The 14881-nt window shown below is 46.0% G+C and carries 10 protein-coding genes; 5 read left to right on the top strand and 5 right to left on the bottom strand.

Annotated elements, in window-relative coordinates:
* The 3 genes from QUA02_RS13705 to QUA02_RS13695 all read left to right on the top strand — a co-directional run bounded on the left by QUA02_RS13705 (position 1) and on the right by QUA02_RS13695 (position 4251).
* A complete protein-coding gene (locus tag QUA02_RS13705) occupies positions 1-2229 on the top strand; it encodes a WD40 repeat domain-containing protein (protein WP_333028505.1) in 2229 nt (742 codons plus the stop codon).
* The gene (locus tag QUA02_RS13700) at positions 2226-3350 is read left to right on the top strand and encodes an ATP-binding protein (protein ID WP_333028503.1); all 1125 of its coding nucleotides are present in this window, start codon (positions 2226-2228) and stop codon (positions 3348-3350) included. The genes QUA02_RS13705 and QUA02_RS13700 overlap by 4 nt, the downstream gene beginning before the upstream one ends.
* A 319-nt stretch (positions 3351-3669) precedes the next feature.
* Positions 3670-4251, top strand: a complete 582-nt coding sequence (locus tag QUA02_RS13695; protein WP_333028501.1) for a D-glycero-alpha-D-manno-heptose-1,7-bisphosphate 7-phosphatase — start codon at positions 3670-3672, stop codon at positions 4249-4251.
* 147 nt (positions 4252-4398) lie between these two features.
* Here QUA02_RS13695 and QUA02_RS13690 read toward each other — a convergent pair whose 3' ends face one another.
* The 4 genes from QUA02_RS13690 to QUA02_RS13675 form a co-directional block, all read right to left on the bottom strand.
* Positions 4399-5628 carry a hybrid sensor histidine kinase/response regulator gene (locus tag QUA02_RS13690; protein ID WP_333028500.1) on the bottom strand — a complete coding sequence of 410 codons (1230 nt, stop codon included), beginning with the start codon at positions 5626-5628 and terminating at the stop codon, positions 4399-4401.
* A gap of 6 nt (positions 5629-5634) precedes the next feature.
* Complete coding sequence (locus QUA02_RS13685; protein WP_333028499.1) at positions 5635-8562, bottom strand: PAS domain S-box protein; 2928 nt, start codon at positions 8560-8562, stop codon at positions 5635-5637.
* A gap of 248 nt (positions 8563-8810) precedes the next feature.
* Positions 8811-10100, bottom strand: coding sequence for an aminopeptidase P N-terminal domain-containing protein (locus QUA02_RS13680; protein WP_333028497.1), 1290 nt, complete (start codon positions 10098-10100; stop codon positions 8811-8813).
* Between the two features lie 64 nt (positions 10101-10164).
* Complete coding sequence (locus QUA02_RS13675; protein ID WP_333028496.1) at positions 10165-10572, bottom strand: hypothetical protein; 408 nt, start codon at positions 10570-10572, stop codon at positions 10165-10167.
* Positions 10573-10875: 303 nt separating this feature from the next.
* On the opposite strand from QUA02_RS13675, the gene QUA02_RS13670 reads away from it, so the two are divergent.
* Entirely contained in the window at positions 10876-11217 is a 342-nt protein-coding gene (locus tag QUA02_RS13670) for a hypothetical protein (protein WP_333028494.1), read from the top strand.
* Positions 11218-11492: 275 nt separating this feature from the next.
* On the opposite strand, the gene ftsH2 is transcribed toward QUA02_RS13670, so the two are convergent.
* Positions 11493-13382 carry an ATP-dependent zinc metalloprotease FtsH2 gene (gene ftsH2, locus QUA02_RS13665; protein ID WP_333028492.1) on the bottom strand — a complete coding sequence of 630 codons (1890 nt, stop codon included), beginning with the start codon at positions 13380-13382 and terminating at the stop codon, positions 11493-11495.
* 400 nt (positions 13383-13782) lie between these two features.
* On the opposite strand from ftsH2, the gene fcmB reads away from it, so the two are divergent.
* Entirely contained in the window at positions 13783-14865 is a 1083-nt protein-coding gene (gene fcmB, locus QUA02_RS13660; protein WP_190741493.1) for a filament morphology actin-like protein FcmB, read from the top strand.
* Positions 14866-14881: the final 16 nt, after the last annotated feature.

The following is a 14881-nucleotide window of genomic DNA, read 5'->3' as shown; positions in this document are numbered from 1 at the left end:
ATGGGAGAATTTGCTGACAAGTTCGCGGGCGAAAAACTTTACCGTCAACGTGCTTATCTGGGCAGCTTACTGCCAAGTTATATCAAGTCTGGAAATTTAGGAAAGTATTATGAAAAGCTGGCAGATTTTAACTTCCTGATGGCAAAAATTCAGCATCCTGAGTTTGGACTGCAGGCACTGATTGATGATTTCAATTTGGTTGACGATTCAGAAGCATTAAGTCACCCAGAGTACAACTCAGAAAAAGTTAAAGCCCTGAACTTGATTCAAGCGGTACTGTGGATTTCAGCCGATATTTTGACTCTAGATAAGACGCAACTCGCAGAGCAATTGTTAGGGCGCTTGCTGCACTTTAACATTCCGGCAATTCAGGGAATGGCAGAGGTAGCTAAGCAGTGGAAAGCAGCACCTTGGTTGCGTCCTTTGACATCTTGTTTAACTCCCCCTGGTCGGGGACTGCTGCGCACTCTCAAAGGTTACAGCAGTTCGGTCAATGCAGTAGCCGTCACTGCAGATGGCAAGCGGGTGATTTCTGGTTCAGATGACAAAACCATCAAAGTCTGGGATTTAACAACTGGAAAGGAACTGTTTACTCTCAAAGGTCACAGCAGTTCGGTAAATGCAGTAGCCGTCACTGCTGATGGCAAGCGGGCGATTTCTGGTTCAATTGACACAACCCTCAAAGTTTGGGATTTAACAACTGGAAAGGAAGAGTTTACTCTCAATGGTCACAGCAGTTCGGTATATGCAGTAGCCGTCACTGCTGATGGCAAGCGGGCGATTTCTGGTTCATACGATAAAACCATCAAAGTCTGGGATTTAACAACTGGAAAGGAAGAGTTTACTCTCAAAGGTCACACCAGTGCGGTAAATGCAGTAGCCGTCACTGCTGATGGCAAGCGGGTGATTTCTGGTTCAATTGACACAACCCTCAAAGTTTGGAGTTTAACAAATGGAAAAGAACAGTTTACTCTCAAAGGTCACACCAGTTCGGTATATGCAGTAGCCGTCACTGCAGATGGCAAGCGGGCGATTTCTGGTTCAAGAGACACAACCCTCAAAGTCTGGGATTTAACAACTGGAAAGGAAGAGTTTACTCTCAATGGTCACAGCAGTTCGGTATATGCAGTAGCCGTCACTGCAGATGGCAAGCGGGCGATTTCTGGTTCATATGACAATACCCTCAAAGTCTGGGATTTAACAACTCGCAAGGAACAGTTTACTCTCAATGGTCACACAGACTGGGTATATGCAGTAGCCGTCACTGCCGATGGCAAGCGGGCGATTTCTGGTTCATATGACAATACCCTCAAAGTCTGGGATTTAACAACTCGCAAGGAACAGTTTACTCTCAAAGGTCACAGCAGTTCGGTATATGCAGTAGCCGTCACCGCAGATGGCAAGCGGGCGATTTCTGGTTCAAGAGACAAAACCCTCAAAGTCTGGGATTTAACAACTGGAAAGGAACTGTTTACTCTCAAAGGTCACAGCAGTTCGGTAAATGCAGTAGCCGTCACTGCTGATGGCAAGCGGGCGATTTCTGGTTCAGATGACAATACCCTCAAAGTCTGGGATTTAACAACTCGAAAGGAACAGTTTACTCTCAATGATCACAGCAGTTCGGTAAATGCAGTAGCCGTCACTGCTGATGGCAAGCGGGTGATTTCTGGTTCATACGATAAAACCCTCAAAGTCTGGGATTTAACAACTGGAAAGGAACTGTTTACTCTTAATGGTCACACCAGTTTGGTAAATGCAGTAGCCCTCACTGCTGAGGGCAAGCGGGCGATTTCTGGTTCAATTGACAATACCCTGAAAGTCTGGGATTTAACAACTCGAAAGCAACAGTTTACTCTCAAAGGTCACACCAGTTATATAAATGCAGTAGCCGTCACTGCTGATGGCAAGCGGGCGATTTCTGGTTCACATGATAAAACCCTCAAAGTCTGGGATTTAACAACTCGAAAGCAACAGTTTACTCTCAATGGTCACACCAGTTCGGTAAATGCAGTAGCCATCACCCCCGACGGCAAACGGGCGATTTCTGGTTCTTGGGACAACACCGTTAAAGTCTGGGATTTGTCGAGTGGAAATATCCTTGCTAGTTTCACGGGTGAAAGTTCGATCGCCTGTTGCGCGATCGCCCCCGATGGAGTCACAATTGTAGCAGGTGATCGATCGGGCCAAGTATATTTCCTGCGGCTAGAAGGGGTGGAGGAACTAACATGAATTCCTCACCTCTGCCAACTCCCATCTCTACCGATTCTTACCCAAAAGAATTTCAGCAACTCCTGCGAGAAAAAACCGAGAATTTTACAGGCCGCAACTTTGTTTTTTCTGCGATTTCCGACTTTCTGAACTCCCACAGCCGCGGTTATTTCACAATAGTCGGCACTCCCGGCTGCGGCAAAAGTTCCATCCTCGCCCAATATGTCACCGCCCATCCTCGCAGTATCTATTACAACGCTGGAGTCGATCGCAAAAATCGACCTGAAGATTTTCTCGCTTCAGTCTGCACTCAACTGATTGACAAATACCTTGCCGCCAATGGGGAAACATCGGAAATTGTCAAGCTCAAATCGCAAATTCAAAATCTTGAATCCGATGATGGGAGTTGGTTTCTGTCTTTGTTGCTTCAGCAAATTAGCGATAAATTAACTGACAACCAAAAGTTGATAATAGTCATTGATTCTGTAGACGCGATCGCCCGCACCAGTCAGCCTCCGAGCTCAAATCTGTTTTATCTGCCGAGATATTTGGGCGATCGCACTTATTTTATCCTCGCCCGCCGCCCGTTTTTGAGAGAGAAATCCGGTTTGTTAATTGAAACCCCCTCTCAAACCCTCGATTTAAGAGATTATCCCGCCCAAAATCGGGAAGATGTCCTTAACTACATTCAGCAATACCTATCAACCGCACCGGATTTAACTCAACCCGAATTCTGCCAACAACTCGCCACAGTCAGCGAAAACAATTTCATGTATCTGAGTCAGATGTTACCTGCCATTAACGAGAATTCACACCCCGATGCTAATCTGGGGGAGTCCTCACTTGTCTCTGAACTTCCTCCCGGTTTAGCAGCGTATTATCAAAACCACTGGCTGCGGATGAGAGGTGATGCTTTATCGGCGATCGACTTGTCTGTGCTGAATGTTTTGGTAAAATCCCCAACAGGTTTGTCTGTAAGTGCGATCGCCAATATAATTGATGAGGATGAATACGATGTTGAAAAAGCGTTAGACAACTGGATAGAGTTCTTAAATAAACAAGAAATTGGAGGAGAAATTTGCTATAGTTTGTATCATGATAGTTTCCGCGAATGGCTGGGAAAACAATCTATTTTAGAATGAGAAGGACACGGCAGAGGAAGATGACACGGCAGTACCCATTGGTGTCAACTTAACGTTAAACCGATACTCCGACAGGGGTTTCAACCCCTGCCTCAAAGCTAAAGTCCTCTTGCATAGGACTAATGAGTTATTCAGTCCTCTTTGAGAGGACTTTAGCTATTAGACAGGGAATTCATTCCCTGGCGGACTGCCGGGTAGGCGGGAGGACTAGCGGACGAAAAGCTTAATTTGACAGCAATAGGCATTGCCGTATCCTGAATGTGGGTAATATCAATTCCGATGCCACCGAGTTTTATATTATATCAAAAACAATACAACCATGAAACGAGCAGTATTTCTTGACAGAGATGGCGTTCTCAATATCGAAGCCGGTTACATTCACAAAGTAGAAGATTTGCATTTAATCCCCGGAGTCGCCCAAGCTGTACGCAAATTAAATGACCAACAAATATTTTGCTGTTTGGTTTCCAATCAATCCGGCCCAGCGAGGGATTATTATCCCGTCAGCCACGTAGAAGCTTTGCACAAACGCCTGTGTCAGTTATTAGAAAATGAAGCAGGAGCCAAGTTAGATGCTCTTTATTATTGTCCTTATTTAAGCGCAGCCGAAGGCGGAAAAAACCCAGAATTTACGCGGTATACGACTTGGCGAAAACCAAATACGGGGATGTTGGTAGCGGCGGCTTGGGAACACGATTTGGATTTGCGGAATAGTTTTATGGTGGGGGATAAAGCGACTGATGTTGATATGGCTCACAATGCCGGCTGTACTGGCATTTTGGTGCAGACTGGTTACGGAGAAAGCGTGTTGAGCGGTGAGTATCAGCATCATACTAAACCGGATTTTATTGCAGCAAATTTAGCGACGGCGGTTGAGTGGATTTTGCAACACTTTGATTAGTGGCATCGGAATTGATATTAGCCAAAGTCAGGACACGGCAGTGCCGTGTCCCTACAATTAATCGGGCGATGGTTGCATCTCTCATCAAGGGATCATGATTATTTTGGGGTAGGGAAACGGCATTGCCGTGTCCTCCGTTGCCTGCATTTAAGTTTTCGACAATTGAGTCTTAGAGGAAAGGGCAAGGTAAGGAAGCGCGACTGTGAAGGTTGTACCAACGCCGATTTTGCTTTCGCAGGCGATCGCACCTCCTTGCAATTCCACAGCTTTTTTAACAATTGTTAATCCCAAACCGTTACCTTTAATCTTCCCAGTATTCTTGCAGCGGTAGAACATTTCAAATATTTTCCCTAATTCGGTTTCTGGGATGCCGATACCTTCGTCTCGGATACGCATAATTAGTAAAGGAGAGTTACTATTTATAAATTGGGAATTGCCAAACCAACAGTGAGGAGATAAGCATAGAATAGCTTCTTTGTCTCCCTCGCCTGCTTGACGGTATTCCAATTCCAAGGTGACTTGCCCGCCGTTGGGGGAATATTTGATGGCATTGACGATTAAGTTAGAAATAATGCCGTGCAGCAATTGTTGATCTAACATCGCGCTGGTAACATCTGAGGGGATTAATGTTAGTTTGTGCTTGGCTTCATTTCCTAACTGCAATTGAGCGAGCAATTCTTGACCAAATTCGACTAAATTTATCGGTAATGGATTGCATTTGAGTTGGCCTGATTCTGCTCTACCCATGAACAGCATATCGTCAATTAGCTGGTTCATCTTTTGGGTAGCTGAGTGCACCAGCCGCAGGGTTCTAACTTGGGATTCGTCACTGCTGCGAGTTCGATCGAGCTCTAGGAGTTCTGCAGAGATTAAAATCGCGTTGAGCGGGTTCCGCAATTCGTGAGCGGCCATTGAAATATAATGGTTTTGGCGGTGCGATTTTTCTTCCACCGACTCTCTGGCTGCTTCGGAAGTTTTGAGAGATTCTCGCATCTTGGTTTCGATTTCGTGTCTGTGCATGGCAATCTCGATCGCCACCCGCAAATCATTTTGTTGAAATGGTTTGATAATATAACCGAACGGATCTGTAAGTTTCGCTCTTTGCAGCGTTCGATCGTCGGCATAAGCTGTTAAAAATACTGTCGGCACATTCATATTGGTTCGGATTTTTTCTGCCGCTGTTACCCCGTCCATGTCACCTTTAAGCACGATGTCCATCAAGACTAAATCTGGTGGGTTTTCTCTAGCTTTTTGAATTGCTTCTTCTCCTGAAGAAACTGTAGCTGTTACTGCATATCCCAGTTTTTTTAATCGACCTGCTATGTCTTGCGCTACAATAACTTCGTCTTCTACAACCAAAATTTTTATAGGGTTCATTTTTTTTTAAATGCGCTGCCGATAATTTAACTGTTTAAAAACTAGATTGTAGCAGATCCCACACTTACTGTCAATGGCAATAGTCCCATCTAATTGATAGACCAACATTTTAACTAATTGCAATCCTAATGTCTCAGTATTTTCCACGTCAAAATCACCCGGAAATCCGCGACCGTTATCTTGAATAGTTAAGTGAAATTGCTGATTACTGCCTTCAAAAAAATTAATACTAATTTCCCCTCCTAAGCTAGGGGTAAAGGCATATTTCAACGAATTAGAAACCAGTTCGTTAATAATTAACCCGCAAGGAATCGCTGTTTCTATGTTTAAACAAATGGGGTCAACGTTGAGATTGAATTGGATCGCAGTGTTGCCGCACCCAAAAGATTGATACAAATTAGCAACTAAGTTTTCGACGTAGGGGGGAAGGTCGATCCGATCGAGATGTTCGGATTGATATAGTTGCTCGTGAATCAAAGCCATTGAATGGATTCGGGTCTGGCTTTCTTCAAATAAAGTTAGCATCGCTTCGTCTTCAATGTATTGAGCTTGAAGTTGCAGCAAGCTGGAAATTACCTGCATATTATTTTTGACTCGGTGGTGAATTTCTTTGAGCAATACTTCTTTTTCGCGGAGTGCTGCTTGGATGCGGGCCTCGGTCAATTTGCGATCGCTGATATCTTCGCCAATACCCGCGATGCGGTAAATTTTGCCCGCTTCGTCGTAAATAGAAAAAGCTCGATCGCACACCCAGCGCATTGTGCCGTCTGGCCGAAAAATCCGATATTCGGTACTGGTGGACTCGCCCTGCAACACTCGCCCCATTGCCTCTTCCAACAAATGTTTATCTTCTGGATGCACCCACTCCATCATTTTTAACGGCTCGGCATATAATTCTTCCAGGCTGCGCCCCCAGATGTTTTCGTAAGCTGGACTCAGATACAATAAATCGGTGAATTCAGCAGACATCAGCCAGAAGGAATCTTGGATATTTTCTGCTAGTTGGCGGAAGCGTTCTTCACTTTCACGAATGGTTTTTTCTGCCTGTTTGCTTTCACTTATATCTTCTGCAATGCCAACGATGCGGTAAACTTGATCGGCTTGATTTCTAATCGGAAAAGCCCGAGCGCGAATCCAGCGGATTTGGCCGTCCGGCCTGACAATTCGATATTCGATATCCTCTTCAGACTCAATTTGTTTAGTGAAGGTAGCAATAATGCGGTCGCGATCTTCTGGATGGAAGGACTCTGTAAAAAAGCGCTCGTAAGCATACAAATCAGCACAGCTTCTGCCCCAAATTTTTGCATAACCCGGACTGATATAAATAATTTCCTGGGGTTGAACGTTTAACATCCAAAACACGCTTTCAATGTTTTCTGCTAGCTGTCGGAACCTTTCTTCGCTCTCTTTCAGTGCTGCCTCAGCTTGTTTGCGATCGCTAATATCTTCTGTCACTACTACATTGTAAATTGCCCCGCTCAGCGGTTCTTGGATTAGCGATACTGTAATATTTACCCAAACTACAGTGCCGTCTTTACGCAGCAAGCGTTTTTCCATTTTAAAACTGTCAATTTCCCCGGCAAATAATTGCTTGTTTTGTTCTAAATCTGCATCTATATCTTCCGGGTAAGTAACGTCCATCCAAGTTCGCGACAGCAGTTCGCTCGCAGTATATCCCACTATCTCGCAGAATTTTTGATTGACTCGCAAATAGCGGCCTGTTTTGTCAGGGTGGGTAATGCCGACTGCCGCTTGTTCGACGGTTGCCCGAAAGCGTTCTTCGCTATCTCTGAGGGTCGCTTCTGCTTTTTTGCGATCGCTAATATCGCGCTGCACGCCAAAATATCCGACGATTCGGCCCTGGGAATCGTAAATGCAAATATAGTCGCCTTCCACCCAAATTAGAACCCCGTCAAACTTGCGATTGTCATTTTCGATGTGAATTCGGCCAGCATCAAAAAATTGCCTGATTATCTCTCTGCCGCCAGTCAAGTTGTGGGAGAAAAAAGAGTGAAGCGTCCGACCAATAAACTCTTCCCTAGTACCTCCGTATTGAGCGATCACAGCATCGTTTGCCTTCGTTACCCGCCCGTTAGCAAACACGTAATCCAAAACTTTTTCTTTGTCAACTGTATCGTCCCAGTGAATCGGTTCGTCCAGCATCATAAAGAAAAAGCCATCTAAAGATTGAGAGAAAAACAATTCTAGCTGTTCCTGGCTTTCCCGCAGAGCTTTTTCGGCGCGCCAGCGAGAGAGAATTTCTTCCTGCAATTGATTGTTCGCTGTTTTCAAGTCTTCAGTGCGCTTTTGATATTTAATTTCTAGCTGATTTTTGATTTCTTCCAGCGCTATTTCTGCCTGTTTTTTTTCGGTAATATCTTGAGTAACGACCATTCCTGCAAAAATTTCTTCCCTGTCGTTTTTGACGGGAGCAATTGTTGTTGAATAAACGCGACCGCCGTATTTATATTCAAAAGTATTCTCTTTTCCTGCCAAAGCCGCGCGATATGTAGTCTCAAAAAGTGGCAAATCTTCAGGTGGCGATACTTCCCACAATGTTTTACCTTCCAACAGTTCTTTGGACAAACCAACTACTGCCAACCCTTGGCCGTCAACCAGAGTATAGCGCAAATCGCGATCGAACAAAAACACCGAACCATTCGGATAATGTTTGATAAGAGTTCGGTACATTTCCTGGCTTTTTTCCAGAGATGCGATTAACCGAATGCGATCGTCCTCGGTGATATCAAATTCAGTTGCCGAACCCGAAAAGCCAGCATTCTCGACTGCTTTGAGTTGTGCTTCTAATTTCTGACACAATTCTCTCTGCTGCTGCAAATTCTCTTCGAGTTGCCGAATTTTTACTTTTTGCTCTGCTACTAATGCTTCGCAGGTTTCGAGAGGTCGATCGATCTTGGTAGGATCAATACACATAATTGCTCTTGGTTTTGCAGTTGCGGACTTGAGCTTTTTCAAGCCAATACTAACAAAGCTCAAGCCTTTACTGCCAACTTACAGCAGATTCCATTTATATGCGGTACACACAATCAAGTTGTAAGTAAGGTGCGTCGCCATCAACAATCTGCAAATTCCATTGAACCATAGAACAGATCCGCACCCTACATAAATCGTTTCCGGTTGCATCGGTATTGTTCAAACAGTCAACAGTCAACAGTCAACAATTATTTAGGAACTCCCGCCGTCAAGACTTCATGGCCCTCAAGTGTCACCAAAACATCATCTTCAATTCTCACGCCAATACCGCGCCATTTTTCAGGAACCTCCGGCTGTCCTTCAACGGGTTTAATATAAGGAGAAATATAAATCCCCGGTTCCACCGTCAGCACTTGTCCTGGCTGCAAAACTTGCGGATTTTCGCCGTACTGATAAACGCCGACATCGTGCACGTCCAATCCCAGCCAATGACCGGTGCGGTGCATATAAAATGGCTTGTATTTCTCTTCTTTAATTATCTCTTCAATGTCCCCCACCAAAAGTTTTAAATCCATTAAACCTTCCACCAAAACGCGCACTGCTGTTTCGTGAATTTTGCTGTAAGGATTTCCCGGATATACTTGACTAATTGCCTGCAATTGCGATCGCAAAACTAAGTCATAAATTATCTGTTGTTCGGCGGTGAATTTGCCGCTAACAGGAAACGTACGAGTAATATCGGCGTTGTAGTAGTCGCAAGCACAACCGGCATCGATTAGCAGCAAATCGTTTTCCTGGATTTGCCGGTTGTTTTCGATGTAGTGGAGGACGCAGGAATTGTAACCTGATGCAACAATTGAAGGGTAAGCGGGAGTGCAGCCATTTAAGCCAAAAGTATGTTCGATTTCTGCTTGAATTTCGTATTCGTACCTGCCAGGTTTGGCGAATTCTTGGGCGCGGTTGTGCGCTGCAACTGAGATATTAGCGGCTTTTCGCATTAATGCTAATTCAGTTTCGCTTTTCACCAGCCGCATCGGATGTAAAATGATGTTAGAATCTTCTATAGCAGTCGGGCCTGTGCCGCGTTTCGGGTAGGTTTTCATCAAGCCCTGCCAGTGATTGAGGACTGTTTGGTCGAAACTACGATCGCGCCCGAAGTGATAGTATATGCGATCGGCTTTTTCTAAATATTTCGGCAATTTTTCCGCCAGTTCGGCGATGGGGAAAGCTTCATCCGCGCCGTACAATTCCTTAGCGCCTTCAACTCCGGCGCGATAACCGTGCCAAGTTTCTTTTTCCAAGTCTTTTGGCTGGACAAACAAGACAAATTTGTGTTCTTCGTGGTGCGGCGCGAGCACTGCTACCGCCGCAGCTTCGTTGAAACCGGTTAAGTAGAAAAAATCGCTATCTTGTCGGTATGCGTATTCTACATCGTTGTGCATGACGGCTGCGGGGGCGCTGCGAAATATCGCCGTCCCGCTGCCAATTTTTGCCATTAACTGTTCGCGTCTTTGCCGGTATTCGGTGGGGTTTGTCATCCGATTTTAGATTTTAGATTTTAGATTTTAGATTGAGCCTGTGGAATCAGCAGTTATTATTATATTACTGTCCGGCGATCTGCAATTTGCAAGTATAGTCAACCAGCCGAGACAAAGAAGAGTTGCTGCGATCGACTAAAGTCCATCTCGGATCGAAATTCGACCAATTTTCGCCATCTTCGCTAACTCTGACGGTTCTAAACTCTCGCTGCTTGCAGTTGACTTCCATTTGCGCCAACAATTTTTCGTTACTAAACTGCTGAGTTCCTATAATAATTCGGACGGGATAAGAGGGAGCACCGGGAATATCGGATTTGCTTAATTCAACGCTGCTGGGGTCGAGGCAAACACCTGCAAAGCAGGTAAGTTTTTCAGCATTTGCACTCAAAGTTTGGCACCCCAAAAAAGTCAAAGTTGCGAGCGAAAAGATAGATAGCTTTTTAATTGTATATCTAGCACACCTAGTCAGCATCTGGGTTCATCTGGGTTGCTCTGCTGTTTAATATTAACATTTTGCTATTGAAATGGCTATTATACAAATACGCACCTATCCGCCCTCCGATCGCTCCGCCTAATTTCGTTGTATATCTTCAGGATGTTGTTCTATATCAAGCGGATTTGACGAGCAGAATTTTTTTGTTAAAATCCTATGGTATTTTGTGAGCGAGCGTTACTCTGGAGCGAGCGCTATCGATCGCAGAAGTAGTATTGTTTCTCAAACACAAAAAATGTCTCTTTATTTTTGAGTAAAAAATTTCCCAATCATTATAAACTTATGCCGATCTCTTACCCTATTCTGGATGATTTTCTTCCCGATTCTAAAATTAAGGAAGACTTGCTAACTATATTGTGGGAAAATGAATTAGATTGTGAAATAGAGTTAGAAATAGGAACAATTAAAGTCCCTCGTTCCACTGTCTTAGAAGTTATTTCCAAAAGTTGCAGACAGAACAATTACCCAATTGGTTTTGGAAATTATTATGCAGCTCAAGTTGCAATTGGAGGTGTAAAAAAATTGACGTGTGGTATCTTAGAGCCAGTTTATTGCTTTGCCACTCTCTTCTATAACTGGGAGCTAAATCTTATAACTACAGATGTTCACTCCGATATGCGGTAACAGCTTGGTGTAAATAACGCGCTACGAATGAGGTACACTGTTTCGAGTTTGAGTTATAACTTCAAAAATAAAACCCGATGAAAGTGGGTTTTATTTTTGAATCTTGCAGTGAACTGGGATCTTGCACCCTTCGAGTGGAACCCCAAAGAAATCGGGTTTCTGACCGATAAATAAGGGTTTTTATCCAGAGTTTTTGCCATAAACTCGGTTTCTGCCACAGGTGCAAGATATCAAATTGAACAGACTTTTTTTAGGTAAGTCTTGATTCAGGTTTTTTAAAGCTGAGGAACGTACTGTTCTTTTTCAGGAACAAAAGTGTATTCAGAGACAATTAAGCGCAACTCTTCGCCGTCGATGGTTTCTTTTTCGATCAACAAATCGACTAAGCGATCGATCACAGTGCGATTTTCCCGAATAATTCGGCGCGCGTCGTCGTAGCAGCGATCGACAATTTCCCGGACTTGTCCGTCAATCCGAGAGGCAATTTCTTCGGAATATTCCGATCGCGCTGTGTAGTCGCGGCCGAGGAAAATTTCGCTTTGCTGAGCTTCCAGGGCGATCGGGCCCAAGGTAGACATCCCGTAGCGAGTCACCATTTGCCGGGCCATGCCGCTTACTTGCTGCAAGTCGTTGCCGGCACCGGTGGTTACTTCGGCATCGCCGAAAACAACTTCTTCGGCTGCGCGGCCGCCCAAAGCACCGCTAATTCGGGCTAAGATTTGCGATCTTGAAATCAAACCTTGGTCTTCGCTGGGCATGAACCAAGTCAAGCCGCGGGCCTGTCCGCGAGGAACTAAGGTAACTTTTTGAACGGGATCGTGGGCTTGAATGATTGTACCGACGATCGCGTGGCCGATTTCGTGGTAAGCAATCAAGCGCTTGCTCTTGCTGTCCACCAAAGGAGTGCCTTCCATACCTGCTACCACGCGATCGACTGCATCGTCAACTTCGAGCATCGTAATCGCTTCTTTCCGGCGGCGGGCAGTTAAAATAGCAGCTTCGTTGAGCAAGTTAGCCAAATCAGCGCCCGTAAAACCAGGAGTGCGGCGGGCGATGGCGTCCAAAGAAATCTCCGCAGACAGCTTCTTGTTGCGCGCGTGAACTTCCAAAATTTCCAAGCGCCCTTTGATATCCGGCGTATCTACGCTAACTTGGCGGTCAAAACGTCCCGGACGCAGCAGCGCTGAGTCGAGCACGTCGGGGCGGTTCGTGGCAGCAATAATGATAATCCCAGTATTGCCCTCAAAACCGTCCATTTCGGTCAGCAACTGGTTCAGGGTTTGTTCCCGTTCGTCGTTACCGCCGCCGATACCTGCGCCGCGCTGGCGGCCGACTGCATCGATTTCGTCGATGAAGATGATGCAAGGAGCATTTTCTTTAGCTTTCTTGAACAAGTCGCGGACGCGGGAAGCGCCGACACCGACGAACATTTCGACAAATTCTGAACCGGAGATGCTGAAGAAAGGTACACCTGCTTCGCCTGCGATCGCTTTTGCCAGAAGGGTTTTGCCTGTTCCGGGAGGCCCCACTAGCAGCACGCCTTTGGGAATCTTCGCCCCGACTGCGGTGAAGCGTTCGGGTTTTTTGAGGAATGTGACGACTTCTTGAAGTTCTTCTTTGGCTTCCTCAACGCCTGCTACGTCGTCAAACAGTACGCCTGTTTTAGCTTCCATTTGAAAGCGAGCTTTGGACTTGCCAAAATTCATGGCTTGGCCCGGGCCGCCGGGAACGTTGCCGCCACCGCGCCGGAAGAGGAAAAACAGCCCTCCTACTAACAAGAGGGGAAATACTAGATTGCCTAAAAGTCCCCAGACAGCGCCGTCGTTGCGCAGGGGGTGAGTGTCGAAGCTGATTTTGGAGTCTCTGAGTCTAGAAACCAGTTCCGGGGCATTTGAGGGCAAGTCCACCCGCCACCGCTGTACGTGATTGTCCAGTTCTGGATCGACTGCTTCGACAATAGCCGTCCGACCTCCGTCGTAAAGGTCAACGCTGGTGACTCGATCGGCGTTTAAGTAATCTAAGAATCTACCGTAGCTCAGGCGGGTGCTGGCGGTGTTCTTGGTCATTTCTGCGGGGGATGGGGCAAAGGCCCCCTGCCACAAGAAAAAGCCGATGACTAAGGCGGGTAAAGTCCAAAGTAGTATAGTTTGCCAAGAAATTTTCATAAATGCGGGTGCCTTGAATTGGGGACAGATCGGGTAAGCTGGCGGTGTCGGCGGAGTGCGACAAAAGTTTACACTCAGAATCTTAACTAAATTTAACTTAACAATGTACTCTCAGGCAACAGGCCGTATTGCCGCAGGTATCGATCGAGAATACTCCTCGACCGAAACCCTCCAGGGTACAAGCCCCCGGATCGCGGCCCCTGTTGTCGCCTCTAAAATATAAAATCTAAAATCTAAAATCCATTAAGGGCGATCGTCCCGAATATAATGTTTGGTGCTGATTTCGATACCGATCTAGGTAGAGTTAGAAGAATCGCCGCAAAACCCACTGTCTTTAATCGTGGCAGTGTCAAGGGATAAGGCATGATAATGGTGAGGCTCAGTGAGGTAACACATTTCAATGACAACTAGACAGCTTGTTCCTAATTCGGCTATGCTGACGCAGCAGACTAAGATCGCTTCTCACAAGTCGATTATTAGTGCTGATTTGGGTCGGACGGCAACTAAAGCCTGCGTGAGTCGCAACCCCAGCAGCGTTGTTTTCATCCCTGCCAACGTGGCTGCTATGCCCGTTGAAAAGGTGCGTGGCGGCAGCTTTGAGTCGAAAGCAACAGACCCTCTGTTGGATATGTGGCTGGAGTACCAGGGCAAAGGGTACGCTATAGGCCAACTGGCTGCGGACTTTGGCGCTAATCTCGGCGGCGCCGACCAGTCGAAAGTAGTAGATGCTTTGGTTAAGGTTTTTTCCTGTGCTGGATATTTCCAGATGAAGGGCGACATAGCAGTTGTGCTGGGTTTGCCGTTTTATTCGCAGGATCAGTTTGAGAAGGAAAAGGAAGAGATTATCAGCCAACTGCGCTCTCCCCACGTTGTGGTCTACAGGGGCGAGCGTGTGGATATTAACATCAGTCACGTTTGGGTGATGCCCGAAGGGTTCGGCAGCCTGATTTGGTGCGAGGCTCAAGACAACAAGGAGTTTACGCCGGAGTTGCCCGAACTGTCGGTGGCTGTTGTCGATATCGGACACCAAACTACTGATTTGTTAATGGTCGATCGTTTCCGGTTCGCCCGCGCGGCTTCTAAGAGCGATTCCTTCGCAATGAACAAGTTCTACGAACAAGTTGCCTCAAAGATTCCGGGAGCAGACCCTCAATCTCTGTCTTTACTGGAAGCGGTGAATAAACCGGAAGGCCAGCGTTTCTACCGTCCGAGAGGAGCGACTAAGCCGACTAATTTAGATCCGATTATTAAGGATTTGCGGGAGGCTTTCGCTAACGAACTGTCCGAACGTTTGGTGCAGTGGCTGCCGGAACGGGTGACGGATGTGGTTCTGACTGGTGGCGGCGGCGAGTTTTTCTGGGAGGTGCTGCAACCTTTGCTTAAAGACGCCAATCTTAAGGCTCACTTGGCTCAGCCTTCTCGGAAAGCTAATGCTTTGGGACAGTTTATTTATGCTGAGGCTCAGCTAGCCACGATTAAGTAACGCATTAAGGCTTGAA

The organism is Microcoleus pseudofavosus SVA1_A4 (assembly GCF_036700565.1).
Taxonomy (GTDB): domain Bacteria; phylum Cyanobacteriota; class Cyanobacteriia; order Cyanobacteriales; family Microcoleaceae; genus Microcoleus.
The sequence above is the reverse complement of the archived record's forward strand: the minus strand, read 5'-3'. Positions and strand labels throughout refer to the sequence as shown.